This is a genomic window from Streptomyces sp. SID5464 (genome assembly GCF_009862985.1).
In the GTDB taxonomy this organism is placed as follows: Bacteria; Actinomycetota; Actinomycetes; order Streptomycetales; family Streptomycetaceae; genus Streptomyces; species Streptomyces chartreusis_D.
This window is the reverse complement of the sequence record NZ_WWIQ01000009.1, coordinates 89,693-114,527: the sequence shown is the minus strand read 5'-3', so window position 1 is coordinate 114,527 and position 24,835 is coordinate 89,693. Positions and strand designations below refer to the sequence as shown.

At 70.9% G+C, this 24,835-nt stretch carries 25 protein-coding genes; 9 read left to right on the top strand and 16 right to left on the bottom strand.

From position 1 onward, the window contains the following. Nucleotides 1–13: 13 nt before the first annotated feature. Entirely contained in the window at nt 14–373 is a 360-nt protein-coding gene (locus GTY47_RS08950) for a MerR family transcriptional regulator (protein ID WP_010034600.1), read from the bottom strand. A 53-nt stretch (nt 374–426) separates the two neighbouring features. On the opposite strand from GTY47_RS08950, the gene GTY47_RS08945 reads away from it, so the two are divergent. After that, complete coding sequence (locus GTY47_RS08945; protein WP_010034597.1) at nt 427–1,569, top strand: alkene reductase; 1,143 nt, start codon at nt 427–429, stop codon at nt 1,567–1,569. Here the strand turns inward: GTY47_RS08945 and GTY47_RS08940 are convergent. Genes GTY47_RS08940 through GTY47_RS08930 form a run of 3 tightly spaced genes read right to left on the bottom strand, consistent with a single transcriptional unit; the run spans nt 1,509 to nt 4,365 of the window. Next, a complete protein-coding gene (locus GTY47_RS08940; RefSeq protein WP_010034593.1) occupies nt 1,509–2,696 on the bottom strand; it encodes a dipeptidase in 1,188 nt (395 codons plus the stop codon). The genes GTY47_RS08945 and GTY47_RS08940 overlap by 61 nt on opposite strands. Nucleotides 2,697–2,701: 5 nt before the next feature. Beyond that, nucleotides 2,702–3,229 carry a 5-(carboxyamino)imidazole ribonucleotide mutase gene (gene purE, locus GTY47_RS08935; RefSeq protein WP_173937286.1) on the bottom strand — a complete coding sequence of 176 codons (528 nt, stop codon included), beginning with the start codon at nt 3,227–3,229 and terminating at the stop codon, nt 2,702–2,704. After that, nucleotides 3,226–4,365: a 5-(carboxyamino)imidazole ribonucleotide synthase gene (locus GTY47_RS08930; RefSeq protein WP_029180798.1), complete on the bottom strand. Its 1,140-nt coding sequence runs from the start codon at nt 4,363–4,365 to the stop codon at nt 3,226–3,228. Before GTY47_RS08930 ends, purE begins: the two co-directional genes overlap by 4 nt. Nucleotides 4,366–4,527: 162 nt before the next feature. Here GTY47_RS08930 and GTY47_RS08925 point away from each other — a divergent pair, with 162 nt between their 5' ends. After that, nucleotides 4,528–5,034 carry a GtrA family protein gene (locus tag GTY47_RS08925; protein WP_010034585.1) on the top strand — a complete coding sequence of 169 codons (507 nt, stop codon included), beginning with the start codon at nt 4,528–4,530 and terminating at the stop codon, nt 5,032–5,034. A 53-nt stretch (nt 5,035–5,087) separates the two neighbouring features. On the opposite strand, the gene GTY47_RS08920 is transcribed toward GTY47_RS08925, so the two are convergent. After that, nucleotides 5,088–6,365 (bottom strand): ATP-binding protein, encoded by a 1,278-nt coding sequence (locus GTY47_RS08920; RefSeq protein ID WP_010034580.1) that lies wholly within the window; start codon nt 6,363–6,365, stop codon nt 5,088–5,090. 38 nt (nt 6,366–6,403) lie between these two features. Next, on the bottom strand, nt 6,404–7,081 hold the full coding sequence (locus GTY47_RS08915) for a response regulator transcription factor (protein ID WP_010034575.1): 678 nt from the start codon (nt 7,079–7,081) through the stop codon (nt 6,404–6,406). 529 nt (nt 7,082–7,610) lie between these two features. Between GTY47_RS08915 and GTY47_RS08910 the strand changes: the two genes are divergently transcribed. From GTY47_RS08910 to GTY47_RS08890, 5 genes are all read left to right on the top strand, one after another. Continuing rightward, complete coding sequence (locus GTY47_RS08910; RefSeq protein ID WP_010034574.1) at nt 7,611–9,149, top strand: oligopeptide:H+ symporter; 1,539 nt, start codon at nt 7,611–7,613, stop codon at nt 9,147–9,149. A gap of 356 nt (nt 9,150–9,505) precedes the next feature. Beyond that, the gene (locus GTY47_RS08905) at nt 9,506–10,438 is read left to right on the top strand and encodes an ABC transporter ATP-binding protein (protein WP_029180797.1); all 933 of its coding nucleotides are present in this window, start codon (nt 9,506–9,508) and stop codon (nt 10,436–10,438) included. Further along, nucleotides 10,438–11,286 (top strand): membrane protein, encoded by an 849-nt coding sequence (locus GTY47_RS08900; protein ID WP_010034571.1) that lies wholly within the window; start codon nt 10,438–10,440, stop codon nt 11,284–11,286. The genes GTY47_RS08905 and GTY47_RS08900 overlap by 1 nt, the downstream gene beginning before the upstream one ends. 136 nt (nt 11,287–11,422) lie before the next feature. Further along, on the top strand, nt 11,423–12,721 hold the full coding sequence (locus GTY47_RS08895; protein ID WP_010034570.1) for a histidine kinase: 1,299 nt from the start codon (nt 11,423–11,425) through the stop codon (nt 12,719–12,721). Then, nucleotides 12,718–13,389: a response regulator transcription factor gene (locus GTY47_RS08890; protein WP_010034569.1), complete on the top strand. Its 672-nt coding sequence runs from the start codon at nt 12,718–12,720 to the stop codon at nt 13,387–13,389. The genes GTY47_RS08895 and GTY47_RS08890 overlap by 4 nt, the downstream gene beginning before the upstream one ends. 672 nt (nt 13,390–14,061) lie before the next feature. On the opposite strand, the gene GTY47_RS08880 is transcribed toward GTY47_RS08890, so the two are convergent. The 3 genes from GTY47_RS08880 to GTY47_RS08870 form a co-directional block, all read right to left on the bottom strand. Continuing rightward, nucleotides 14,062–15,000: an NAD(P)H-dependent oxidoreductase gene (locus GTY47_RS08880; RefSeq protein ID WP_010034567.1), complete on the bottom strand. Its 939-nt coding sequence runs from the start codon at nt 14,998–15,000 to the stop codon at nt 14,062–14,064. A 91-nt stretch (nt 15,001–15,091) separates the two neighbouring features. After that, nucleotides 15,092–15,985 (bottom strand): alpha/beta fold hydrolase, encoded by an 894-nt coding sequence (locus GTY47_RS08875; RefSeq protein ID WP_010034566.1) that lies wholly within the window; start codon nt 15,983–15,985, stop codon nt 15,092–15,094. 35 nt (nt 15,986–16,020) lie between these two features. Next, nucleotides 16,021–17,241 carry an FAD-dependent monooxygenase gene (locus GTY47_RS08870; protein WP_010034559.1) on the bottom strand — a complete coding sequence of 407 codons (1,221 nt, stop codon included), beginning with the start codon at nt 17,239–17,241 and terminating at the stop codon, nt 16,021–16,023. 201 nt (nt 17,242–17,442) lie between these two features. On the opposite strand from GTY47_RS08870, the gene GTY47_RS08865 reads away from it, so the two are divergent. Beyond that, the gene (locus tag GTY47_RS08865) at nt 17,443–18,357 is read left to right on the top strand and encodes a LysR family transcriptional regulator (RefSeq protein WP_231911168.1); all 915 of its coding nucleotides are present in this window, start codon (nt 17,443–17,445) and stop codon (nt 18,355–18,357) included. Between the two features lie 418 nt (nt 18,358–18,775). On the opposite strand, the gene GTY47_RS08855 is transcribed toward GTY47_RS08865, so the two are convergent. The 5 genes from GTY47_RS08855 to GTY47_RS08835 all read right to left on the bottom strand — a co-directional run bounded on the left by GTY47_RS08855 (nt 18,776) and on the right by GTY47_RS08835 (nt 22,506). Continuing rightward, nucleotides 18,776–19,354 (bottom strand): site-specific integrase, encoded by a 579-nt coding sequence (locus GTY47_RS08855; RefSeq protein ID WP_107500547.1) that lies wholly within the window; start codon nt 19,352–19,354, stop codon nt 18,776–18,778. Further along, nucleotides 19,351–20,340 carry a hypothetical protein gene (locus GTY47_RS08850; RefSeq protein WP_010034555.1) on the bottom strand — a complete coding sequence of 330 codons (990 nt, stop codon included), beginning with the start codon at nt 20,338–20,340 and terminating at the stop codon, nt 19,351–19,353. Before GTY47_RS08850 ends, GTY47_RS08855 begins: the two co-directional genes overlap by 4 nt. 31 nt (nt 20,341–20,371) lie before the next feature. Continuing rightward, complete coding sequence (locus GTY47_RS08845) at nt 20,372–21,073, bottom strand: LPXTG cell wall anchor domain-containing protein (RefSeq protein WP_010034554.1); 702 nt, start codon at nt 21,071–21,073, stop codon at nt 20,372–20,374. 254 nt (nt 21,074–21,327) lie between these two features. After that, the gene (locus tag GTY47_RS08840) at nt 21,328–21,885 is read right to left on the bottom strand and encodes an ATP-binding protein (RefSeq protein WP_010034551.1); all 558 of its coding nucleotides are present in this window, start codon (nt 21,883–21,885) and stop codon (nt 21,328–21,330) included. 243 nt (nt 21,886–22,128) lie between these two features. Further along, nucleotides 22,129–22,506, bottom strand: a complete 378-nt coding sequence (locus GTY47_RS08835) for an STAS domain-containing protein (protein ID WP_010034548.1) — start codon at nt 22,504–22,506, stop codon at nt 22,129–22,131. A 238-nt stretch (nt 22,507–22,744) separates the two neighbouring features. Between GTY47_RS08835 and GTY47_RS08830 the strand changes: the two genes are divergently transcribed. Then, nucleotides 22,745–23,671, top strand: coding sequence for an RNA polymerase sigma factor SigF (locus GTY47_RS08830; protein WP_029180795.1), 927 nt, complete (start codon nt 22,745–22,747; stop codon nt 23,669–23,671). 95 nt (nt 23,672–23,766) lie between these two features. Here the strand turns inward: GTY47_RS08830 and GTY47_RS08825 are convergent, their stop codons facing one another. Both GTY47_RS08825 and GTY47_RS08820 read right to left on the bottom strand, forming a co-directional pair. After that, nucleotides 23,767–24,474 (bottom strand): hypothetical protein, encoded by a 708-nt coding sequence (locus GTY47_RS08825; protein ID WP_010034538.1) that lies wholly within the window; start codon nt 24,472–24,474, stop codon nt 23,767–23,769. A 4-nt stretch (nt 24,475–24,478) separates the two neighbouring features. Continuing rightward, entirely contained in the window at nt 24,479–24,832 is a 354-nt protein-coding gene (locus GTY47_RS08820) for a hypothetical protein (RefSeq protein ID WP_010034536.1), read from the bottom strand. Nucleotides 24,833–24,835: the final 3 nt, after the last annotated feature.

Sequence of the window (24,835 nt, the reverse complement as noted above, 5' to 3'; positions counted from 1 at the left end):
TGCGGCGACGCCCTCAGGGCACCCGGGCCGCCTCGATCACCTCGTCCAGGGTGTCCCGGGAGCGGACCAGGTCGGCGATCATCCGGTCGATGCGGGCACGCTCGGCCGCGAGCTCGGCGACCAGGTTGGGCGTGGCGCGGACCGACGGCCCGCCGTCGCTGTCCCGCATGCACGGCAGCAGCTGGACGATCTTCTCGCTGCACAGTCCCGCCGCGAACAGCTCCTGGATCCGGATGACCCGGTCCACGGCCGCCTCCGCGTACTCCCGGTGTCCGCCGGGCGTCCGCTCGGCGGTGAGCATCCCCTGCTTCTCGTAGTAGCGCAGCGACCGCTCGCTCACGTTGGTGCGCCGGGCCAGTTCACCGATCCGCACGTCCCACTCCCGGGCTTGATTCTGACATCTGTGTCAGGTTCTAGCGTACGGACATGACGCAGCACACGACAGCACTCTTCGAACCGGCTCGTCTCCCCGGGCTGGACCTGCCCAACCGTCTGGTGATGGCGCCCCTGACCCGCAACCGGGCCGAGGCCGACGGAACCCCGACCGCGCTCATGGCCACGTACTACGCCCAGCGCGCCTCCGCCGGGCTGATCATCGCCGAGGCCGCGACGCCGAACGCGGTCGGGCAGACGTACCCGAACATCACGGCCATCCACGCCCCGGCGCACGTGGCCGGCTGGCGGCGGGTCACGGACGCGGTCCGGGACGCGGGCGGACGGATGTTCCTCCAGCTCCAGCACGGCGGCCGGGTCGGCCACCCCGCGACCAGCGGGCTGACGCCGGTCGCGCCCTCGCCCGTCCCGCTCCCCGAGACGATCTTCACGCCGGTGGGCCACCGGCCGGCCGTCGTGCCGAGGGAGATGACCGCCGAGGACATCGGGGCCACCGTCGCGGACTTCGCACGCGCCGCCCGCAACGCGGTCGACGCCGGTTTCGAGGGTGTGGAGGTGCACTCCGCCAACGGCCATCTGCTCCATCAGTTCCTCGCCCGCAACACCAACCTCCGCACCGACCGCTACGGCGGACCGGTCGCCGCCCGGATCCGGTTCGCGGCGGAGGTGACCGAGGCCGTGGCCGCCGAGATCGGAGCCGCGCGGGTGGGGCTGAGGGTCTCCCCCGGCAACACCGTCAACGGCATCGAGGAGGGCGAGACCGAGGAGATCTACCCCGCGCTCGTCGAGCGGCTCGGCGGGCTGGGGCTCGCGTATCTGCACCTGGGGTACGCCGACCCGGACACGCCGGTGTTCCGGAAGGTGCGGGCCGCCTGGCCCGGGGTGATCGTCGCCAATCCGGTGCTGAAGGAGATCTCCACGGACGCCGTGCACCGGGCCTCCGAGGCGCTGCTGGCCGCCGGGGCCGACCTGATCGCCCTCGGGCGGCCCTTCCTCGCCAATCCCGACCTGGTGACCCGGCTGCGGCTCGGGGCACCGCTGAACGAGATGCGCGACCGGTACTTCATGTACGTGGGCGGGGCGACCGGCTACACCGACTACCCCGCCCTCGACACTCAGCCGTCGCGCGAGTCGAGCGACTCGATCGTCGCGTTGGACGGCGATCGCGTGGCCTGAAGGCCCCGGGCCACGTCCTCGGCCGCGTCCAGCACCCGGACCGCGTTCTTCCAGGTCAGCTTCGCCAGGTCGGCCTTGGACCAGCCGCGGTCCAGCAGCTCCGCGATGAGGTTCGGGTAGCCGGAGACGTCGTCCAGGCCGTCGGGGGTGAAGGCCGTGCCGTCGTAGTCACCGCCGATGCCGAGGTGGTCGATGCCGGCGACCTCGCGCATGTGGTCCAGGTGGTCGGCGACCGTCGCCACCGTCGCGACCGGGCGCGGGTGCCGCTCCTCGAAGGCGCGGTGGACCTTCATGGCCTCCGCCGTGGTGTCCAGGTGGTGGAAGCCGTGGGCGCGCATGTTCTCGTCGGCCTCAGCCGTCCAGTCCACGGCCGCCTGGAGCACGAACTTCGGCACGAACGTCACCATCGCCATGCCGCCGTTGGCGGTCAGCCGCTCCAGGACGTCGTCCGGGACGTTGCGCGGATGGTCGCACACGGCCCGTGCCGAGGAGTGCGAGAAGATCACGGGCGCGGAGCTCGCGTCGAGGGCGTCGCGCATCGTCGTCGCCGCGACGTGGGAGAGGTCGACGAGCATGCCGAGCCGGTTCATCTCCCGCACGACCTCCCGGCCGAACGCGGTGAGGCCGCCGGCCCGGGGCTCGTCGGTCGCGGAGTCCGCCCAGTCGACGTTGTCGTTGTGGGTGAGCGTGAGGTAGCGCACGCCGAGCCCGTACAGCCCGCGCAGCGTGCCCAGGGAGTTGGCGATGGAGTGACCGCCCTCCGCGCCCATGAGGGAGGCGATCCGGCCCTCCCGGCGCGCGGCCTCCATGTCGGCGGCCGTCAGCGCGGGCCGCAGGTCCTCCGGGTGGCGGTCGATCAACTGCCGTACGCAGTCGATCTGCTCGAGCGTGGCCGCGACCTGGTCGGGCGAGTCCGTGCGGACGTACACCGACCAGTACTGCGCACCGACTCCGCCCGCGCGCAGCCGCGGGATGTCGGTGTGCAGGTGGGCGCTCTGGTCGGCGGCGACATCGCGGGCGTCGAGGTCGTAGCGGACCTGCTGGCGCAGCGCCCAGGGCAGGTCGTTGTGCCCGTCGGCGACCGGGAACTCGCTCAGGAGTTCCCGGACTGCCTCCAGGGAGGTCATCGTCGTCACTTCCCGGCGCCGAAGCCGAAGCCGCCCGAGCCCTCGACCTTGGCGCGCAGGCGCTTGCCCTTCTCGGTGGCCTGGTCGTTCAGCTCCTGCTGGAACTCGCGCATGCGGGCGCGGAGTTCGTCGTCGTGCGCGGCGAGGATGCGGGCCGCCAGCAGACCGGCGTTGCGGGCACCGGCGACGGAGACCGTGGCCACCGGGACACCGGCCGGCATCTGCACGATCGACAACAGGCTGTCCATGCCGTCGAGGTACTTCAGCGGCACGGGCACCCCGATGACCGGCAGCGGTGTCACGGAGGCGAGCATGCCGGGCAGGTGGGCGGCGCCGCCGGCCCCGGCGATGATCACCTTGAGCCCGCGCTCGTCGGCCTGCTCGCCGTACGCGACCATCTCGCGCGGCATGCGGTGCGCGGAGACGACGTCGACCTCGTAGGCGATCTCGAACTCGTCGAGGGCCTTGGCGGCGGCCTCCATGACGGGCCAGTCGCTGTCCGACCCCATGACGATGCCAACAACAGGGCTCATTCGGTGATGGTGCCTCTCAGGTAGCCGGCTGCGTGACGGGCGCGCTCCAGCACGTCGTCCAGGTCGTCGCCGTAGGTGTTGACGTGACCGACCTTGCGGCCGGGCTTCACGTCCTTGCCGTACATGTGGATCTTGAGCTGGGGGTCGCGGGCCATGCAGTGCAGGTACGCGGAGTACATGTCCGGGTAGTCGCCGCCGAGGACGTTGACCATGACGGTCCACCGGGCACGCGGGCGCGGGTCGCCGAGCGGGAGGTCCAGGACCGCGCGGACGTGGTTGGCGAACTGGCTGGTGACGGCGCCGTCCATCGACCAGTGGCCGGAGTTGTGCGGGCGCATCGCCAGCTCGTTGACGAGGATGCGGCCGTCGCGCGTCTGGAACAGCTCGACGGCGAGGTGCCCGACGACGCCGAGTTCATTGGCGATGTTCAGCGCCATCTCGGAGGCCTCCAGGGCGAGGGCCTCGTCGAGGTCGGGCGCCGGGGCGATGACCGTGTCGCAGACGCCGTTGACCTGGCGGGACTCGACGACCGGGTAGGCGACGGCCTGGCCGTGCGGGGAGCGTACGACGTTGGCCGCGAGCTCGCGGACGAAGTCGACCTTCTCCTCGGCGAGCACCGGGACACCGGCCTTGAACGGGTCGGCGGCCTCCTCGACGGAGTCCACGACCCACACGCCCTTGCCGTCGTACCCGCCACGGACGGTCTTGAGGACGACGGGAAAGCCGTCGCCCTCGGCGGCGAAGGCCGCCACGTCCTGCGGATCGGAAACGATTCTGTGTCTGGGGCAGGGCACGCCGATCGCGTCGAGCTTCGCGCGCATCACGCCCTTGTCCTGGGCGTGCACGAGCGCGTCGGGGCCGGGGCGCACAGGGATGCCGTCCGCCTCCAGGGCCCTGAGGTGCTCGGTGGGTACGTGTTCGTGATCGAAGGTGATCACATCGCACCCGCGTGCGAAGGCGCGCAGCGTCTCCAGGTCGCGATAGTCGCCGACGACGACATCGTTCACGACCTGCGCAGCTGAGTCCTGCGGGGTGTCACTGAGAAGCTTGAACCTGATGCCCAGCGGGATGCCTGCCTCGTGTGTCATACGAGCGAGCTGGCCCCCGCCGACCATGCCGACTACCGGGAACGTCACACCCCTAGCGTATCGGCCGCGCCGAGGTGGCCGGTTTCCCGTCCCACCGCGGTCCCGCCCGGACCATCTCCGGCCGCCCACCGACGTCCGCAGGAAGATCGCGCTGGAGGGTGGTTAGCATGGCTGGGTTGACGCCGACCACGGACGGGGGCCTGCACGACCATGGGACATGGTGCCTCGCGGCTCCGACGGATCGTCCACGAAGTCGCCAAGTTCGGCGCGGTGGGCGGTGCCGGGGTGCTGGTCAACCTCCTCGTGTTCAACCTGGTACGGCATGTCACCGACCTCCAGGTGGTGCGCGCGAGCGTCATCGCGACCGTCGTGGCGATCATCTTCAACTACGTCGGCTTCCGCTATTTCACCTACCGCGACCGCGACAAGAGTCGCCGTACGCGGGAAATGACCCTGTTCCTGCTGTTCAGCGCGATCGGGCTGGTCATCGAGAACGGCGTGCTCTTCGTGGCGACCTACGGCTTCGGCTGGGACACCCCGCTGCAGAACAACATCTTCAAGTTCCTCGGCATCGGCGTGGCCACGCTGTTCCGCTTCTGGTCGTACCGCTCCTGGGTGTTCCGCGCCCTTCCGGCCCGTGAGGCGGTGGCGGACGCGGAATCGATCCTGAAGGGCGAGCGGGCCGGGCGGTCACGGTCCGGACAGCGGGTGCCGTAGGCCGTCGTCCGCCGCGTCGGCGGGTCATCGGCCCGGCGTGAGCGTGGGCCGCGTCAGCGGATCATCGGCTCGTCCTCGCCCCCGAGGGGCTTCCGGACGGGCGTGCGGGACAGGAACAGGCCGAACACCGGGGGCTTGGTCTGGAGCATCTCCAGACGGCCGCCGTCCGCTTCCGCCAGGTCGCGGGCCACGGCCAGGCCGATGCCCGTGGAGTTGCGGCCGCTGATCGCCCGCTCGAAGATGCGGGCGCCCAGGTCGGCGGGGACCCCGGGGCCCTCGTCCGTGACCTCGATGACGGCCTGGTTGCCGGTGACGCGGGTACGCAGCGCCACCGTGCCGCCGCCGTGCATCAGGGAGTTCTCGATCAGCGCGGCCAGCACCTGCGCGACCGCTCCCGGCGTGCCGACGGCCTCGAGGTGCCGCTTGCCGGAGCTGACGATCGCCCGCCCGGCGCTGCGGTAGGCGGGCCGCCACTCGGCGAGCTGCTGCTGGATGACCTCGTCGAGGTCGAAGGTGACGGCGGAGCCGGTGCGCGGATCGCGGGCGTTCGTCAGCAGCCGCTCCACGACGTCCGTGAGCCGCTCGACCTGGGTCAGCGCGATCGTCGCCTCTTCCTTCACCGTGTCCGGGTCGTCGGTGAGGGTGATCTCCTCCAGCCGCATGGACAGCGCGGTGAGCGGCGTCCGCAGCTGGTGGGAGGCGTCCGCGGCCAACCGCCGCTCGGCGGTGAGCATGCGCGCGATGCGCTCGGCCGAGCCGTCCAGCACGTCCGCCACCCGGTCCAGCTCGGGCACGCCGTACCGCTTGTGCCGCGGGCGGGGATCGCCCGAGCCGAGCCGCTCGGCCGTCTCCGCGAGGTCGGTCAGCGGCGACGCCAGCCGGTTCGCCTGGCGGACGGCCAGCAGCACCGCGGCCACCACGGCGAGCAGCGCGACCAGCGCGATGATCAGCAGGGTGCGGCCGACCTCGCGCGTCACCGAGGAGCGCGGCTCCTGGACGGTGACCGTCTCGCCCTCCTCGCCGGGCGCGCTGGCGCTGATGACGTCGCCGGACGGCTTGGCGCCGACCTCGATGGGCGCCTCCCCGGGGATCCGGATCACCGCGTAGTAGCGGTCCTGCGTGATCTGGTCGCGCAGCACCTCGGCGTCGACCTGCTGGGCCCCGAAGAGCCGGCTGTCGACGATGCTGGCCAGCCGGACCGCCTCGGACTCCACCCGCTCCTGGGCGCTGTTGCTGATCGTCCTGGTCTCGACGATGACGAGGGAGACCCCGAAGACGGCGATCACGACGAGCACCACGGCGAGCGTGGACTGGATCAGTCGGCGGCGCATGTCCTGTTACCCGTGCCTACCCGTGCCTGCCCCGCGGCTCAGCTCTTCTCGAAACGGAAGCCCACACCACGCACCGTGGCGATGTACCGGGGGTTGGCCGCGTCGTCGCCGAGCTTCTTGCGCAGCCAGGAGATGTGCATGTCGAGGGTCTTGGTCGACGACCACCAGGTCGTGTCCCAGACCTCGCGCATCAGCTGGTCGCGGGTGACGACCCGGCCCGCGTCGCGCACCAGCACCCGCAGCAGGTCGAACTCCTTGGCGGTGAGCTGGAGCTCCTCCTCGCCCATCCAGGCGCGGTGCGACTCGACGTCGATGCGCACGCCGTGGGTGGCGGGCGGCTGCTGCGGCTCGGCTGCGCCGCGGCGCAGCAGGGCGCGGACGCGGGCGAGCAGCTCGGCGAGCCGGAACGGCTTCGTCACGTAGTCGTCGGCGCCCGCGTCGAGCCCGACGACGGTGTCCACCTCGTCGGCGCGGGCGGTCAGGATGAGGATCGGGATGCTGTGGCCTTCGCCACGCAGGCGGCGGGCCACCTCCAGACCGTCCATGCCGGGCAGGCCCAGGTCGAGCACGACCAGGTCGACGCCACCCTGCATTCCGGCGTCGAGGGCGGTGGGTCCGTCCTCACGCACCTCGACCTCGTAGCCCTCCCGGCGCAGAGCACGGGCCAGCGGCTCCGAGATGGACGCGTCGTCCTCGGCGAGCAGTACACGGGTCATGAGGTGATGGTAGACCTGCGAGCCCCTGAGCTGGGGTGTGACCGGAAGCCTTGATTCTTACCCGCGGCAAACCCGTTTCTTACGGTCCGCGGGTACGCGCACAAACCTCTGCCTTTGGGGTGCGATCCTGGTAAGGACCTTGGAAAAGGGGCTTACGGTTCCCCCGACACCTGTGATCCGTGTCTCAAGACCTTCCATATACGGCGGTGTCCTGCCGTATGGTGAATCAACGCCTGTAGCACCATGGCGACCTTCGGAGGCTGATTGCCCCTGGAGGTCTCTTTTGTGTGCGGGTTTGTGTGCGGGCCGGTGCCCGCCGCCCCCGAACCTGAAAAGACCTGTGGCCGGGCCTCGTCGTGCGGATACGCGCGTAGAGGCGTGGATCCCGGTGGCGACCGCCCACCGCTCCGTGACCCGGAGCGGACCCCCGTAGGCGTCGGGCGGACGGCCGTACGCACCGGTGCCGGCCGCCCCCCACCGGGCGCACCACCGCTGCCGCGGAGCGCGTCCCGACCAGCAAGGAACGACCATGGCGTCCAGCCTGACGAAGGACTCGGCCCGCCCGGGCACCCCCGGCTCCGAGAAGACCTTCTTCGGCCACCCCCGCGGACTGGCCACTCTGTTCATGACCGAGATGTGGGAGCGGTTCAGCTTCTACGGCATGCGGGCCCTGCTCGTCGTGTACCTGCTCTCCGGCGGGCCCGACGCCAAGAAGGGCAGCATGGGCGGCGGGCTCGGCATGGACCTCGCCACCACCACGGCGATCTACTCGGTGTACCTGTCGATGGTGTACCTGCTCGCCATGCCCGGCGGCTGGCTCGGTGACCGGGTCTGGGGCCCGCGCAAGACCGTGACGATCGCGGCCGTCACGATCATGTCGGGTCACCTGGTGCTGGCGCTGCCCGGCGGCCAGGCACCCTTCTTCGCCGGTCTGGCCCTGGTGGCACTCGGTTCCGGCCTGCTCAAGGCCAACATCTCCACCATGGTCGGCCACCTCTACGACGGCCCGGACGACCCGCGCCGTGACGGCGGCTTCACGATCTTCTACATGGGCATCAACATGGGTGCCTTCTTCGCGCCGCTGATCATCGGCACGGTCGGCCAGCAGGTGAGCTGGCACCTCGGCTTCGGTCTCGCCGCGGTCGGTATGGGCATCGGCCTCATGGCCTTCCTCATCGGCACCCGACACCTGAGCCCGCGGAGCACCGTCGTACCCAAGCCGCTGGCGGCCGAGGAGCGCGCGTCCTGGCTGCGCAAGGGTCTGATCTGGCTGGCCGTCGCGGCGGTCTTCTACGGCGTCGTCGGCTTCACCGGCCACTTCACCCTCAACTGGGCGATGATCCCGCTCACGGTGATCGGCCTGATCATCCCGGCCGGTGTGCTGATCCGCATCAAGCGGGACAAGGAGCTCAGCGCGGTCGAACAGTCGAAGATGACCGGCTACATCTGGTTCTTCGTCGCGGCCGCCGCCTTCTGGATGATCTACGACCAGGGCGGTTCCACGGTCCAGGCGTTCGGCGAGACGAAGGCCTCCGGCTCGCTGCTCGGCTTCGACTTCCCGTCGTCCTGGTACCAGTCGCTGAACCCGGTGTTCATCATGGCCCTGGCGCCGGTCTTCGCCTGGTTCTGGCTGTGGCTGAACCGCAAGGGCAAGGAGCCGAGCACGGTCGCCAAGTTCGCCGCGGCGCTGTTCTTCATCGGTGTCTCGTTCTTCTTCTTCCTGCTGCCGCTCGGCATGGCCGGCGGTGACACGCTGGTCAGCCCGATGTGGCTGGTGGGCATCTACCTGCTCCAGACCGTCGGGGAGCTGTGCCTCTCGCCGGTCGGCCTGTCGGTGACGACGAAGATGGCCCCGGCCAAGTACGCCAGCCAGATGATGGGCGTCTGGTTCCTCGCGGTCACGGCGGGCGACTCGGTGACGGGTCTGCTCTCCAACCCGGCCGTCGGGGGCGTCGACCTGAGCGGCACGGGCGCGGTCGCGGCGGAGGCGGTGCTCGCCGCCCTGGCGGGTGGCGCGGTGTACATGTACCGCAGGAAGGTCAAGGCGCTGATGGGCGACGTCCACTGAGCCGTCCTGCCGGACCCTGACGGAAGGGCCGCCGCACCTCCGAGGTGCGGCGGCCCTTCTCATGTCCTCGCCTCGTGACGTGCCTTGTGACTCGTCTCATGTTCCCCGTCAAGTTCAGCTGTTCAGCCTCCTGAAGGTCTTCCCCGACAGCCCCTGGACCGCGCAGCGGCTGCGACGCGGTGGCGGCGGATCTCGCCGGTGGTGGGGTCAACGTTGTGCGACCCCAGTGGTACCGAGGTACCACGGCGATGCCGAAGTGTCCCCCCTGGTCCCAGGGACGCGGCCCGTTCCGTACCTAGCTTTGAGACACGCGCTCCGGACCGGCCGGAGCGGCGGGAGTGGATCGGGATCAACCCATGATCGAAGTACGAGAGTTGACCAAACGATATGGGGACAAGACCGCGGTGGACCGGCTGAGCTTCAGCGTGAAGCCAGGCCAGGTCACCGGTTTCCTCGGTCCCAACGGAGCCGGCAAGTCCACCACGATGCGCGTGATCATCGGCCTGGACGCGCCCACCAGCGGCTCGGCGATGGTGAACGGCCGCCGCTACGCCCGGCACGCCGCGCCGCTGCAGGAGATCGGTTCGCTGCTGGAGGCCAGGTCCGTCCACCCGGGCCGCACCGCCTTCGCCCACCTGATGGCCCTCGCCCGTACTCACGGGATCCCGCGTCGCCGCGTCGACGAGGTCATCGACCTGGCCGGGCTGCACAGTGTGGCTCACAAGCGGGCCGGGGCCTTCTCCCTGGGCATGGGCCAGCGGCTCGGCATCGCGGCGGCGCTGCTCGGCGACCCGGAGATCGTCATGCTCGACGAGCCGGTCAACGGTCTGGACCCGGAGGGCGTGCTGTGGGTGCGCCAGTTGCTGGCGGGGCTGGCCGCCGAGGGACGGACGGTGATGCTGTCCTCGCATCTGATGAGTGAGACGGCGCTGATCGCCGACCATCTGGTCGTCGTCGGCCGGGGCCGGCTGCTGGCGGACACCACGGTCGACGGCCTGATCCAGGAGGTCGGAGGCAGGGGCGTGAAGGTCGCCACCACCGAGCCGGAACAACTGCGCTCGCTGCTGTCGGGGCCGGGCGTCAGCGTCACGTCCTCGACCGCGGAGGAACTGGTCGTCCTGGGCGTGGACGCGCGTGGCATCGGCGCGATCGCCGCGCAACACGGGATTCCGCTGTACGAGCTCACCCCGCAGACCGTTTCCTTGGAGGAGGCGTTCATGGACATCACCAGCGACGCGGTGGAGTACCACAGCGTCCCCGCCGACACTGCCGCCCGGAGGGCCGCCTGATGACCATCACCGTCACGCCGGACATCGCGGACGCCGCACCTGCCCGCCCCGACCGGCCCGCCTACCGGGTCACGGCGCTCGGGGTGCTGCGCTCGGAGTGGGGCAAGTTCTGGTCGCTGCGGTCCAGTTGGATCACGCTGGGCGTGTCCCTGTTCCTGCTGACCGCCATCGGTGCAATCGCCGCCGCCACATACAGCCCGGGCAGCAATGGCGGCGGTCCGCCCGGATCGTCCTCCGGCCCCGAGGACGCCGTCAGCGTGGCCCTGACGGGCCTGACGTTCGCCTCACTGGCCGTTGGCGTCCTGGGGGTCCTGATGTCAGCCGGTGAGTACAGTACGGGCATGATCCGCTCCACGCTGGCGGCGGTGCCCAGGCGGCTGCCGGTGCTGTGGTCGAAGAGCGTCGTCACCGGCGTTCTCGTTGTGCCCGTGGCCGTCATCGGCGCGCTGGCAGCGTTCGGGCTGGGTGTTGCGTCCCTGGACGGCCAGAGCATCTCCATGTCCCTCGGGGAGGACGGGGTGCTGCGTTCCCTGATCGGAGCGGGCCTCTATCTGGGACTGGTGGGTGTGTGGGGTGTGGCCCTGGGCTCGCTGTTGCGCTCCACCGCCAGCGGCATCACCGTGCTGGTGAGCAGCCTGCTGATCCTGCCGGGCCTGACCTCGCTGCTGCCCGCGTCCTGGAAGGACGACATCACGCCGTATCTGCCCAGCAACGCCGGCCAAGCGGTGACGCACCTGCACCAGGCCACCGACTCGCTCGGCCCCTGGGCGGGCCTGGCGGTGTTCGCCGGATGGGTGGCGCTGACACTGGCCGGGGCGGCATACCGGCTTGTCCGTACGGACGTCTGACCGATTGGGCGAGAGCATGCCTGCGACGGGTACGAGAGGAGGGGCGGAGGCCGGGAGCGCGGGCCGCCGCCCCTGCTCCGGCCGGCCGGCCCTCGCGCCGCCCCCCGGCTTGGAGGCGGCCTGGTCGCATCCGCTCATGGGGCGTCTGCTGCGCGCGCAGCGGCACCTGAAGTGGGGCGGCCGCCGGCATCCGTGGCTGTTCGACTCGGCGATCGTGCTGGTCGTCGCCGCTGTGACGGTCTTCCGCTCCCCGGGCGAGCACGGCCCGTTCGGCGAGATCCGGGCGCTCGCCGACCTGCCGTTGGGCATCGAGACGGCCTTGTCCGCCATGCTCGTCGTGCCGCTGTGGTGGCGGCGCAGGGCGCCGACGGCCGTCTTCACGGTGATCGCGGTGTGCGCCCCGGCCCTCATGGCGCTCGGCCTGCTGCTGCCGACGGGCGGGTGTCTGCTCATCGCCCTGTTCAACCTGGCACTGAACGGCCCCCTGCGCAGGCTTGGCTGGGCGGCCGCCGCGACGACCGTCGAGCTGAACGCGGCGGTGTGGTTCCTCGCACCCGCCGACCGGCTGTGGCAGGGCCTGCTGACGGTGGCGAGCCAGGAGATCGCCGCGATCGCCCTGGGTCTGGCCCTGCGCACCCGGCGGGTGTACCTCGCGGCGCTGGAGGACCGGGCGGCCCGACTGGAGATCGAGCGTGAGCAGCGCGAGAGGCTGACTGCCGCCGCCGAACGCTCCCGGGTGGCCCGCGAGATGCACGACATCGTCGGCCACAACCTGTCGGTCATGGTAGGACTCGCGGACGGCGCCGCCACCCTCGCCTCCAGCACGGGTGAGCGGTCCGAAGAGGCCCTGCGCATGATCGGGGACACCGGACGGCAGGCGATGAGCGAACTGCGGCGCGTCCTGGGTGTCCTGGGCGACGAATCCGACGACCAGGCCGAGCGGCTCAGCCCGCAGCCCGGCATCCGCGATCTGGATCCGCTGCTGGCCCGGGTCCGTGCGGCCGGTGTGAATGTCACCTGCCGGACGTCCGGAGACGTCGACGCCCTCGGCAGCGGGGTGCAACTGACCGTCTACCGCGTCGTCCAGGAAGCCCTGACCAACACCCTCAAGCACGCCGGCACCGGCTCGGCAGCGAACGTCACCGTCACCGCCGGGAACGGAGAGATCCGGATCAGCGTCTCCGACACCGGGCCGCCCCCCGGCGCCCGGACATCTGCGCGGCCCCTGGCAGAGGCCGACGGTCCGGGACACGGACTGGTCGGTATCCGGCAGCGGACCGCCATGTACGGCGGCACCGTCACCGCGGGGCCGCGTGACGACCGGTCCGGCTGGACCGTGGACGTGACACTCACCGATCCGCCGGCGTCTGCCCCGTCCCCCGCACAAGCCCCCGCCCCAGGAGGCCCGCAGCCCCAGGGAGAGCAGACCCCATGACCACTGTGTTGATCGCCGACGACCAGTCTCTGCAACGCCTCGGCTTCCGCATGCTGCTCCAGGGCACCCCGGGCATGGAGTGCGTGGGCGAGGCCGGACACGGCGCCGAAGCCGTCCGCATCGCCGCCGAACTGCGCCCGGACGTCGTCCTCATGGACGTCCGCATGCCCGGCATGGACGGCATCGAGGCCACCCGGCGGATCGTCGCCGCCGGCGGCCGTACCCGCGTGCTGATCCTCACCACCTTCGACCTGGACGAGTACGCGTACGAGGGGCTGCGCGCCGGAGCGAGCGGCTTCCTGCTCAAGGACGCCCGCCCCGAGGAAGTCGTCGCCGGGATCCATGCCGTGGCGACGGGCGACGCGGTCGTCGCTCCCAGACTGACCAGACGCCTGCTGGACGCCCACGCCCATCGGGTGCTCTCTCCCGCCTCCCCCGCAGAGCCGCACACCGATCCCAGGCTGCGGACGCTGAGCGAGCGCGAGCACGAGGTCCTGGTGGCGATCGGCAAAGGCTGGACCAACGCGGAGATAGCCGAGCGGCTGGTCCTCACGGAATCCACCGTCAAGAAACACGTCGGCCGGGTCCTCGCGAAGATCGGTGCGCGCGACCGCATTCAAGCCGTGATCATGGCCTATGACGCCGGGCTGGTCACGCCCCGCTCCTGATCCGCCCGCAACCCCGGCTCGCAAGGGGGTCGGCGGCCACCTCCACTGTCACGAGATGGCGCAGGGCATAGCCGCAATGCCGATCGGGCCACGGGCGGGCACTCGCACTGTGCAGGGCTTGTTGCGGCCACGGAGGGCGGCACCGGTGCCTCGTCGCCATCACACCCGCAGCGGCCGACCGCGTCGGCCTGGTAGAAGCGGACGTCTGACCGCCAGTTCGGTGGTGACAGCCGAGTTCCTCCAGTCCTCAGGCGGACGGCTTGCCGCGCATCGGCCCGCTACGGGGCGCGGCAAGCTCGAACGGGCCGTTGCGGACGGACTCCGGCTCGGTGTCCAGGTCCCAGGCGGCGACCTGGCGGTCCCCAGGGCCCGGGTGCAGGCCGCCAGCAGGGCGACGTCACCCGGAGCCGGCCCGTGGAGCTGAGGTTCATCCAGGTCCAGCGCATCGAGGGGGACGCTGGCACCCGGCCCCACTGCCGGTCGAGCCAGCTCTCACCGGAGACCCTGTGTGACCTGCCCCGGACCGAGAGGGTGCCGGTGGTCCTCATGGACGGCAGCGCGAACTCGTACCGGATCTCGCCGAGCATGTCCCACACGCCGGTGCATCCTGGGGCCGACCGGTCCGCTGACGGCCGCGGCATCGTCGGTGCCTGAGAGCCCGCGAACGGTCGTCTACGGCCGCGGTGGGCGCAGGACGGGGACGCTGTCACGGAACGCGGCGGCGTGCTTGTCGATCTCCTGGGGGTCCGGCTCCAGTGAGGCGGCGCTCAACAGTTCCCGGTAGTGCTCCTCCAGCTCCGTGAGAGTGTGGACGGAGGAAGCGGCGCCGGCGGGGGAGAAGTCGACCCGGACGTCGCCGTCCTGGACGACGAAACGGCCCGCCGCCCCGCACGTGCCGCATTCGGCGCGGCCGCCGCGCAGCACGATCAGGTCGAGGTGGCACATCGGGCAGGTGCCGGGCTCCCCCAGGAACCGGACTTCGTCGTGGGGCAGACCGAGCTGCCGGGCAACCGCGCCGCCCAGCCGCTCGGCGCGCAGCACAGCCGCCGGGTCGGTGGCTGTGCCGCCCAGGCCGCCGGGGGTGGGGACTTCCATCTGGTCGGCGACGGCCATGTGCAGGGGGAAGGCCAGGGCGTGCAGAGTGGGCAGCGTCAGCGTGCGCCAGTGGGGTGACGGGCAGCCGCCCACGGCGATGAAGCCGGCCACGCGCGGCTTGAGGACCCGCGGGTCGGGGGCCGTGTCGACGCCCAGAAGGCCGCGAGTCTCCTTCTGCTCGGCCGGGCCGTGTTCGCGGCGGGCGAGGGCTTCACGGACGAAGACCACGTCCGTGCGCGGACCGAAGGCGCGGTCGATGAGGAGCTTCAACGCGCCCGGTGCGCTGCGGGTGTAGGTGGGGGAGCTGACGATCACGCCGTCCGCGTCGAGCAGCCGGTCGCAGAACCAGGCCGCGTCGTCCCCGGCGTCCGCGGTGGCGGCGGTCACCAGGGACAGGTCGGTCAGCCGTACCATCTCGACGGCTGTCCCCTCGCGCGCGGCCGCGGTGAGCGCGGCCTTCAGCAGTACCTCGGCACTGCCGTCCTCCTGCCCGCAGGCAAGTCCGAGCAGACGCATCGACGACACCTCTCTGTGTTCGCGGCACGGGGGGCGGTCCGCCGGGCCATGCGGGCTCCGGCGGACCGGACGGGAGCGGATGGCGGGGCGGTCAGCCGCGCAGGGTGGCTGCCAGCCAGTCGGCGCTGCGGGTGACGATCTCGGGGAAGTGGTTCGAGAGGATCTCGTAGTGCTGGCCCGGGTACTCGATGACCTCCTTCGGGTCGGGGATCCGCTCGTACATCTCGCGGGCCTCCTCGACGGGGGCGACGGTGTCCTTGGAGGCGAGGATCATCAGGACCGGGGCGGTGATGCGTTCGGCGTAGGCGCGCACCTCCATCTCGAAGATGCGGTCGAGGGTCGAGATGGTGATCTCGTTCCGGAAGCTGGGCAGCTGGTGGATCATGTTCTCGACGAATTCCAGACCCTCCTGGTCGCTGAACATGACCGGGTCCCCGGGTTCCGGGACGCCGTGCAGGCGGATGCTCGCGGCCGGCTCGCCGCGCAGCTGGGCCTGACGGTCGGAAGGGATGAGGGCTTCGAGCTCCGCGAGTGTGTCGGCCGGTTGGAGGGTGCGCGCGCTCCAGCCGCTGACCGGGGGGATGATGCTGACGACGGCTTTGACCCGGCGGTCGGTGGCGGCCGTGAACAGGGAGTTGGCGCCACCGATGCTGATGCCCCACAGGGCGATGCGGTCGGGGTCGATGTCCTCCCGCAGGGTCAGATGGGTGATGACGTCGCGCAGGTCCCGGCACTGCTGCCAGGGATCGAACTGCTGACGGGGTTCGCCGTCGCTGTAGCCGGTGTTGCGGTGGTCGTAGATCAGGCAGGCCAGACCGGCGTCGGTGAAGCCCTGGGCCATGGCGAACATGGATTCCGCGGGACCGCCCAGGCCGCCCTGGAGGATGGCGACGGGCAGGCGTTCCGGGCCGTCGGTCGGGCGGAACAGTTTGCCCCGCAGGGTCAGTTCCGACACTCGGAACTCGATGTCTTCGGTGACGGGCATGGTTCTCCTCGTGGTGCGGCTCGTGTCGGGGGCGATCAGGTGTGACTGACGGGGAGGTCGTCGGGCAGGAAGTCGGCGTCGAGGCCCCGCGGGTCGGCCGAGGCGCGCAGGATGGGGAAGACCTCGGCGCGCATTTCGGTCTCGTACTCGGCCACGGCCTCCGCCACGGGGGTGTCGCCGTGGGCGGCGCGTTCCAGGGCCCGGGCGAGGGCCGCGGCGTCGCGCAGTGCCGTGTTGGCGCCGGAGCCGAACGAGGGAGGCATGGCGTGGATCGCGTCGCCGAGCAGGGTGACACGGCCGGCCGGCCAGGGCTCTGCCGGCTGCAGGTGACGCGTGGACACCGGGAAGATCGTCGACGCGTCGACGTGCTCGACGAGATCGGCCAGGGCGGGATCCCAGCCCCGTACCGCGGTGCGCATCAGCGCGTGCAGGGTTTCGGCGGAGCTGTGCCACAGGTCGGGAGCCTCAGCGGCGAAAGGGCTCCCGGGCGGAAGGCCGAGGTTGACCATGATGTAAGGATCGACGGGATCGACGGCGGCGCCGGGCGCCAGTTCGGCCACCGCCTCGGCGACCGGCCTGCGCGGCCGGTACACGCCGTACGCGAACATCGCGCCGTTCGGCCCCGCGGCGACGGCGAAACCGTCGAACAGTGCCTCGGGCAGGCGCGCTGCGAGATCGTCGGTCAGCGGTGCGGTGGAGTACAGGCCGCGTATTCCGGTGTCCACGACTGCAACGTCGGGCAGCAACTGCCTGCGTACGACGGAGTTGATGCCGTCGGCGCCCACCAGTACGTCCCCGGTCTCGCTCGTGCCGTCGTCGAGCAGCACCCGCACCTTCTCGCCGTCCGTCTCGAAGCCGGTGACGGTGCTGTCGTAGCGGACGATGTCCTCCAGGCCCAAGCCCATGATCTGGCGCAGCGTGCGCCGGTTGACCGCTGTGTGCGGCCGGCTCGGGTCGTTGGGCGGGCCGATGTGGGGGCGGGCGCCCAGTTCGCGGGCCTGGTAGTCGAGCACGACCATGACCTCACGGCGCGGCGTCTCGCGCGAGGTCTGCATGTACAGCTCGAAGAGGTTGTCCGGAAGGCACTGCTGGAGAGCGCGGCCACCCGCACCGTTCATGTGCAGGCGGTAGCCGGCCCGCCCGATGCCCGGCGCGCTCTCGTAGACGGTGCAGCTGATTCCCGCGCGGCGAAGACCCTGCGCCAGACAGAGCCCTCCGATGCCTCCGCCGGCGATCAGGACATGGAACGACGGCATTGTCGCCTCCTTGATGGGCTCGGAACACCTGCATCGATCGATGCAGGCCCGAGCATGCGAACGTCTGGGGTGGCGGCGGTCCGTCTGACACGAGGTCCCGCCGAGCCGTGTCACCACTCTCGCGTCCGCGCAGGGATCAGGGAAGCCGAAATCACTTATGCTCGACATAGACAGAGCTGATGATCATTCGAGGTGGGTGCCGTGACTCTGGACCTCAACCTGCTGCCGCCGCTTGACGCGCTCCTCCAGGAGCGCAGTGTGACGCGGGCCGCACAACGGCTCGGTCTGAGCCAGCCCTCGCTGAGCGCGGCCCTGGCCCGGCTGCGCCGGCACTACGGCGACGAACTCCTTGTCAGGGTGGGCAACAGCTACGAGCTGACCCCCCTGGCGGAACGACTCGTGGAACACACCGAGCAGGCCCTGAGCTGGGCGGACCGGGTCCTCCGGACGCGCCCCGACTTCGATCCCACGCAGGCCCGGCACGAGTTCACCGTGATCATGGCTGACTGCCAACTGCCCACGTTCGGGCGGGCTTTGGCCGACCTGGTCCGTACCGCCGCGCCGAACGTGCGGCTGCGCTTCCAGCACAGTACCGAACGGGTCGTGCAGCAGGCGCTGGACAACCTGCGCACGGTGGACGCCCTCGTCCTGCCCCAGGGCATCCTGTCGAACATCCCCACCTTCGACCTGTACAAGGACCGTTGGGTGTGCGTGATGTCCGCCGACCGCGCCCCGGCCGTCCTCGGGCGGGAGGAACTGGCGGAACACCCTTGGGTGTTGCCCTACCGTCACCCGTCGCCGGTCTTCTCCCCCCTGAACCGCCTGCACGCCGAGGGCATCGAACCGCACGCGGAGATCGTCACGGAGAACTTCCTGGCCATTCCCCACCTGGTCGCGGGGACCGACCGCATCGGCCTGATGCCCGAACGGGTCGCGATCCCCGCCCTCTCCGGACAACCGATCACCGTCGTCCAACCCGCCTTCGAGATCGGCCACTTGGTGGAGTCCCTGTGGTGGCATCCCCTCCATGAGCGGGAACCGGCCCACATATGGCTGCGTCGCATGGCCGCTCAGGCCGGCCAGACCGTAGATAGCGGCCCCATAACATCGTGCTAGATCCGGATGTCCAACTTTGGACGTCACTTCCCGTCGCATGCCTCCAGAGGGCTCAGTGCCTGGCGCTAACCATCGCCGCAGGTGGTCGTAGTCGTATCCCTTGTCGGCGTGGAGCTTGCCCGGCTTGCGCCGCCGTCGGCCGCGGCGAGAGCCGGATCGACGGTATGCCCTCCTTTCTTGATCGTGGTTCGAACTGGTCACTCGTAAGATCAGCAGGACCCAGGGGGCTGTGGTCATTGTGCGGGGTTGGCGTCCGTTTCCTTTGGGGTCCGGCTCTGAGGAGTTTCGGGAGGTAGCGGACGGAGAGTCCGGTCTCCGCCGGGTGTCGCAACGCTGAGTCGAGGTTGGTCCCTCGGTCGAGGCGAGGGACGTGGGCCGTGGAGTGGTGACCAGGATCAGCGGCACATGGACTACATGATCAGCCCTGGCCTGTGGGGGCAGATCGACGAGGTGCTCGCCGGAAGCACCAGGGCTTCCCGGCGGGCCGCGCTGAGTGATGTCGAAGCCACAGCACCCGCGAGCTCACCGCGTCCGCAGCCCGGTCCTCGCGCCGCGAAACGTCCACCGGCAGCGGGTAGACCTTCGCCCACCGGAACAGCTTGGTGAACGCGGACGCCTCCCGGTCCCACTTCGTCCCGCCGATCCGGCCCGGATTCTCCGCCGCCCGGCACCTCCAGTGCCGGTAATCCGCCAGGTCCTGCCGCGTCGCCCTCCGCCACGGCACTCCCCGCGAAGAAAGAAGGGTCAGCAGCGGGCGGATATCCGTCGTGTAGTTCCGCTTCGTCTCCCGCTCCAGGTTCCGAAACTCATGAGAGCGGACGAAGTCCAGCAGATCCCGGTCGACCGTGCCGTCCGGCGCCACAAGCACCGGATCACCCGGCCGCAGACCGATCCGGGCGACCGCCGCCGGCAAGTCCTGTACCCCCCAGAACCCCTCAGGCGGCAGCGTCCCCCAGCGTCCGGGATCCGGTACACGCATCACATGCCACTCGTTCAACCAACGCCTCCCCTGACGCTTGAACTCGCTTGATCATCAGGGAAGTGGCGTCCTCGTCGAGCTCGGCGGTTCGGCGTCCGGCGGCGGGGCGGGCGGGCCGCGTGGACCGGGTGGCGGGGGCGTGCGCGGTCCACGACGGCCAGGCCGGCGCGGAACAGCGCAGCCGGGACGACCAGGCAGACGAGGGCCCAGAACAGGGTCACGCCCCACGGGCGGCCCACGCCCCAGGGGTGTTCGGCGAGGACCTTGCCGCCGTACTTCAGGGACACGGTGTAGTCGCCGTGCGCCCCGGCCGCGAGCTCCACGGGGAGTTCGATGCGCGCCTTCCCGCCGGGCCGGATCGTGCCGCGCCAGCGCTGGTCCTGCCACTGGGGCGCGAACACGCCGTGGGAGGTGCCGACCTGGAAGACGGGGTCCTTCACGGGGGACGTCCCGACGTTCCCGACGGTGACCACGAGCGTCCGGGCGGGCGGCGAGCCGAACCAGGTCAGCAGCCCGCCGGAGCCCCGTAGCCGGGTGTCCGCGAGCAGCGACAGCCGCCCGCCGGCCCGGTCCGCGGGCAGCGGCTCGACCGCGTGCCCGGCGACCCGGAGGACCGCGTCGGCCTCGGCCCCGGCGCCGGTCACCGTCGCCACGTGCACCACGCAGGGGCACGGCACGGGCGGTTCGACGACCGGCAGTTCGCGGCGGAAGCGCCCCTGGGCGTCGGTGGTGACGGCCCGGCCGTCGGCGTTGGCGCAGGAGTTGGTGCCGCCGGTCACGCCCCGGGCCGGCTCGGCCTGCCCGCAGACCAGCAGCGTCAGCAGGGCACGCGGCCGCCAGCCGCTGCCGGTGACGGTGACCGAGCCGCCCGTCCCGGCCTGGGCCCTGGACAGCTCGATGCCGGGCCGGTCCGCCGCCCCGGCGGGCCCGGTGCCCGCCAGGCCCAGCAGGAGCACCAGCAGGAGCGGCAGTGACAGGTACGGAACACGGGCGACGTACGGCATCGGCGGCTCCAGCGGTCGTACGGGCGGGCGCTCAGTGGCGTACGCGGACCCTCTGGTGACGTCGTGTCAGCCACAGGGCGCCCGCCGCGCCGGCGAGCAGGACCGTGCCGCCGAGGGTGCCGAGGGCGACCGCCGAGTCCTCCGGGCCGGTCTGCGGGAGCTCGTCGCCGGCCCCCGAGCCGGAGCCGCCGCCCTGGGTGGAGCCGGTGGCGCCGCCGCCGCTCGCGACCGTGACGTCGAGGGTCAGGGACGGGCCCGGGTCGTTCGTCGGCGTGCACGTGGTCGTCGTGCCGAGCGCCTTGATGGTGAGCACGCCGGCCGTGAAGGTGACCTCGCCGCTCTTCTTCGGCGTGTACGTACCGCTCAGGTCGTTGATCTTGATCGGCGTGTTGGCGGGGATCGCGGCGTCGTTGGCGGGGCCGGTCACCGTCAGGGTGCCGCTGTCCGCGCCGCCCAGTGCGATCGTGGCGCTCGGGGTCATCGCGCCCTTGCCCAGTTCGACCGGGCTGGAGGAGACGCCCTTCTGCCACGACATGGTGATCCGGTAGCCGCCGCCGCTCCTGACACCCTTGATGTCGATGGGCGAGACGGCGCTCTTGTCGCCGATCGGCGTCTTGCACTGGTAGTTGACGTCGACGACCTCGGCCCGGGCCGTGGGGGCGGCCAGCAACACCGCCGAGCCGGCCAGGGCCGCGGCGGACGCGAGCGCGGCGGTTCGATTCCGGTACGACACGGAGCCGCTCCCCTTCCTGTTCCTGACGGCGTATCAGATCGGGCCGTCAAGGTACGCCCGGGGCGTTGAGGAAGGAAGACACAGTGCACGCCGGATCCGTGGCGATCCGGCGTGTGGTGAGTGACGGGCGGGGTGATGTGCGGCGGAGGTTCCGTGGGCGCGGCCCGGCAGCCAGGCAGCGAGCAGCCGGGCAGCCAAGCGCCGCCGGCGAACTGCCCGCTCGCCCGTCACCCGGACGGCCGCGCGCCCCGGGATCAGGCAGGAGCCCCCAGTTCGGCCCACACCGTCTTGCCGGCGACTCCCGGCGTGCGGACGACGCCCCAGTCCAGGCACAGCCGCTGGACGATGAACATGCCGTGGCCGCCCGGGCGGCCGGCCCGGTGCGGGGTGCGGGGCGACGGCTGGCCGGTGCCCCGGTCGGCGACCTCGATGCGGATCACCTTGTTGTCACAGGTGATCCACAGCTGGTCCGGCCCCTCGGCGTGCAGGCAGGCGTTGGTGACCAGCTCGGAGACGACGAGCAGCACGTCCTCGGCGGCGGCCCGCTGGTCCGCGGAGGCGGCCGGCAGCCAGCCCCACGCGTACAGCGCCTGGCGGGCGAAGTCGCGGGCGAGCGGAACGACACCGCTCGCCCCGTCGAAGCTCAGCCGGCGCACCTGCCGGCCCCCCGACGGTCCCGTGCCTTCGGACGGCGCGGCACCGCCCTCGCCGCCGGACGCACCGCCCGCCGGTACTCCACCCTCGGACGCCCCGGAAGCGCCGCTGGGCTCCGGCCCGCGGTCGCCCGGCGAGTAGGGCCGGGTGGTGCTCATCAGCGCTTCACCTCACCGATTCACCAGTTCACGATTCAAAAAATTCACTACACAGTCAGTCACGCAGTGCGGGGCACGACGGTTTCGCGGCGCCCCCGCCGCCCTGGCGGCCGACCGTTTCAGGATGTCTCCTGCCCGGGCGGACCGGGGGAACACCCCCGTATTCGGCACGAAAGGCGTGACAGGGGCACGGCACCGGTCACAGGGGGATGGCCGAGGCTCGGCGCGTCCACGCACCGCCGGTCAGCCCGACTCGTCGGCCAGGGCCGCCTCAAGCGTGTCATGGACGCTGAAGACCGCATCCGCGCCGGTGATCTCGAACACGCGTGCCACCACCGGCTGCATCCCGGCGAGTGCCACACCACCCCCAGCGGCCTCGGCCTTCAGCCGCGCCCCCAGGAGCACGTTCAGCCCCGTGGAGTCGCAGAACTCCAGCCGCGCACAGTCGATGACCAGGCGCTTGAATCCCTTGGCGAGGCAGTCCTCGAGTGGCTCACGCAACAGATCGGCGGTGTGGTGATCCAGCTCACCCGCCGGGGTCACGACGGCGTTAGAGCCCTCTTCCCGCACCTCCACCAGAAGCCGGCCAGACTGTGCGCTGCCGACTGTCCCGCGGTCCATGCCGTCTCTCTCTCCCGACGTCGTGACTGCTGCTGACGCCCTCGAACACTACGCCTTCCCGCCACGCTCCGACACCCGAACAACCACACACAAACGGACATATGCCCACAGAACGCACTTGCGGTGGGCTCGGGAAAGCGGGTAGGCCTAGTAAGGACACGTACCCGACACGGCCGGCTTTGGAGGCGCCGCACACCGCAGTGCACGTACTGGCCCCGGCAGCCATATGCCGAGAACGATGGAGGACATCATGTCACCCCGGCTCGACGCATCGCGTACCCAGAAAGCGACGTCGACACCCCCTCCGAAACATCTGGATCCCATCGAGCAGGACGAGATGCTCGTCACACAGGACGACCTTCTCGCCGGACTTCCGGACATCCCCCCGTACGAGGAAGTCGACGCGGTCGACGCACGGGCCCTGTCCAAGACCCTCTTCGAGCGCCTGGAGTCGCTGGAGGAAGGCACCCACGAGTACTCGTACGTCCGCAACACACTCGTCGAACTGAACCTCGCGCTGGTCAAGTTCGCCGCCTCCCGGTTCCGCTCCCGCAGCGAGCCGATGGAGGACATCATCCAGGTCGGCACCATCGGCCTGATCAAGGCGATCGACCGCTTCGAGCTCGCTCGGGGTGTCGAGTTCCCCACGTTCGCGATGCCGACCATCGTCGGCGAGATCAAGCGCTTCTTCCGCGACACCTCGTGGTCCGTGCGCGTTCCGCGGCGGCTCCAGGAGCTGCGGCTCGACCTGGCCAAGGCCGGTGACGAGCTGGCCCAGAAGCTGGACCGCGCCCCGACGGTGACCGAACTGGCCGAGCGCCTCGGCATCTCCAACGACGAGGTCGTCGAGGGCATGGCCGCGTCGAACGCCTACACCGCCTCCTCGCTGGACGCCCAGCCGGAGGAGGACGACTCCGAGGGCGCGCTCGCGGACCGCATCGGCTACGAGGACCACGGGCTCGAAGGCATCGAGTACGTCGAGTCGTTGAAGCCGCTGATCGCCGAACTTCCGCCGCGCGACCGGAAGATCCTGTCGCTGCGCTTCGTCGCGGGCATGACCCAGTCCGAGATCGGCGAGGAACTGGGCATCTCGCAGATGCACGTCTCGCGGCTGCTGTCGCGCACGCTGGTACGGCTGCGCAAGGGGCTGACCGTCGAGGAGTGATCCTCACCGCACCACGCCGTACCGGGTGACGCCGTCTTCGGGGGCGGACCGAAAGGTCCGCCCCCGGGCGCGTCTTCTACGGGCCTTTGCCGGCCTCAGTTCGCCCGCTGCTCCTTCACCAGCCGCTTCGCGCGGTCGCGCCGGGACGGGGCCAGCACGTCCACCGTCACGCCGGCGCCCTCGCCGGGCGTTGCCTCGGCCCGCCGCAGCCGGTCGGCGAGCTCTTGGACCGACGCGTCGTCCGGGCCGCGGTCGATGTAGAACAGCGACTCGTCCACCGGGCTGTCGTCGCCGCCCCAGCGCACCACGCCCTCGCAGTCGGCGAGGATGTCGCGTACCGTCAGGACCTGGAGCGGGAAGAGGCTGCCGCTCGCGCCCGCGCCCGGGCGGATCCGCACCGCGGTGCCCGAGGCGAGGTTGGACTCCGGCGCGTCCTTCTTCAGGCCGTCGATCCGCTGCCAGCCCGCGAGGTCCACGCGGGGCAGCTGCTCGACCTCGTAGTGGTAGCGCCGCACGACGTGCAGCAGGATCGCCTCCACGTCGCCGATCCGGATGTCGACCTCGAGGCCGGTGCCCGAGACGGGGCGCGTCCAGACGGTGGAGACGTGGTTGGCCTGCTCCTCCACGGTCCAGCCGTTGGCGGAGGTGGGGGCCTTCTTCCGGGCACCGGGAGGAGCGGCGGGGGCGGCCGCGGCCGCTGGCGATGCGAAGGAGCCGGCGGCGGCAGCGACAGCGAGCACACCGGCCCCCTTCACCACGACCCGTCTCGATATGCCGCTCATGCTGCGCGTGTTGTCGGTCACGTCCTCAGTTCCTTCCCAAGCTGATGATGATGAGAGTGAGCGTGGGCAGTGCGGTGGCCGCAGCGCTCAGTAGCCAGTACGCGCGGGGTGACAGCGCCGTCCTGCGCCGGAGAGGACGGTTGGCCAGCCACCAGACGAGACCGAACAGGGTGAGGATCGGTGTGGCGACCATGAACCAGGGCAGCATGCCGTCGTTCTCGGTGGGCTCGCGCTCGGTCCAGCCCAGGTCGGCAAGGGGCCAGTTCGACGCGAAGTACCACAGCAGGAACGCCGGAACCACGGCTGGGATCCCCAGGACGACGTTGACGGCCAGGGGGAGGATCAGCGGGAGCCGTGAGTGTTCGGTGCTCGTCTTCATCCG

Bases quoted from the DNA above. Each gene is read 5' to 3' on its own strand.
- purE (WP_173937286.1), bottom strand. From the start codon at position 3,229: ATGAGCCCTGTTGTTGGCATCGTCATGGGGTCGGACAGCGACTGGCCC.
- GTY47_RS08875 (WP_010034566.1), bottom strand. From the start codon at position 15,985: ATGCCCGTCACCGAAGACATCGAGTTCCGAGTGTCGGAACTGACCCTG.
- GTY47_RS08900 (WP_010034571.1), top strand. From the start codon at position 10,438: ATGACCATCACCGTCACGCCGGACATCGCGGACGCCGCACCTGCCCGC.
- GTY47_RS08850 (WP_010034555.1), bottom strand. From the start codon at position 20,340: ATGCCGTACGTCGCCCGTGTTCCGTACCTGTCACTGCCGCTCCTGCTG.
- GTY47_RS08915 (WP_010034575.1), bottom strand. From the start codon at position 7,081: ATGACCCGTGTACTGCTCGCCGAGGACGACGCGTCCATCTCGGAGCCG.
- GTY47_RS08835 (WP_010034548.1), bottom strand. From the start codon at position 22,506: ATGGACCGCGGGACAGTCGGCAGCGCACAGTCTGGCCGGCTTCTGGTG.
- GTY47_RS08895 (WP_010034570.1), top strand. From the start codon at position 11,423: ATGGGGCGTCTGCTGCGCGCGCAGCGGCACCTGAAGTGGGGCGGCCGC.
- GTY47_RS08870 (WP_010034559.1), bottom strand. From the start codon at position 17,241: ATGCCGTCGTTCCATGTCCTGATCGCCGGCGGAGGCATCGGAGGGCTC.
- GTY47_RS08940 (WP_010034593.1), bottom strand. From the start codon at position 2,696: ATGACCTCCCTGGAGGCAGTCCGGGAACTCCTGAGCGAGTTCCCGGTC.
- GTY47_RS08910 (WP_010034574.1), top strand. From the start codon at position 7,611: ATGGCGTCCAGCCTGACGAAGGACTCGGCCCGCCCGGGCACCCCCGGC.
- GTY47_RS08830 (WP_029180795.1), top strand. From the start codon at position 22,745: ATGGAGGACATCATGTCACCCCGGCTCGACGCATCGCGTACCCAGAAA.
- GTY47_RS08880 (WP_010034567.1), bottom strand. From the start codon at position 15,000: ATGCGTCTGCTCGGACTTGCCTGCGGGCAGGAGGACGGCAGTGCCGAG.
- GTY47_RS08890 (WP_010034569.1), top strand. From the start codon at position 12,718: ATGACCACTGTGTTGATCGCCGACGACCAGTCTCTGCAACGCCTCGGC.
- GTY47_RS08945 (WP_010034597.1), top strand. From the start codon at position 427: ATGACGCAGCACACGACAGCACTCTTCGAACCGGCTCGTCTCCCCGGG.
- GTY47_RS08820 (WP_010034536.1), bottom strand. From the start codon at position 24,832: ATGAAGACGAGCACCGAACACTCACGGCTCCCGCTGATCCTCCCCCTG.
- GTY47_RS08840 (WP_010034551.1), bottom strand. From the start codon at position 21,885: ATGAGCACCACCCGGCCCTACTCGCCGGGCGACCGCGGGCCGGAGCCC.
- GTY47_RS08905 (WP_029180797.1), top strand. From the start codon at position 9,506: ATGATCGAAGTACGAGAGTTGACCAAACGATATGGGGACAAGACCGCG.
- GTY47_RS08925 (WP_010034585.1), top strand. From the start codon at position 4,528: ATGGGACATGGTGCCTCGCGGCTCCGACGGATCGTCCACGAAGTCGCC.
- GTY47_RS08920 (WP_010034580.1), bottom strand. From the start codon at position 6,365: ATGCGCCGCCGACTGATCCAGTCCACGCTCGCCGTGGTGCTCGTCGTG.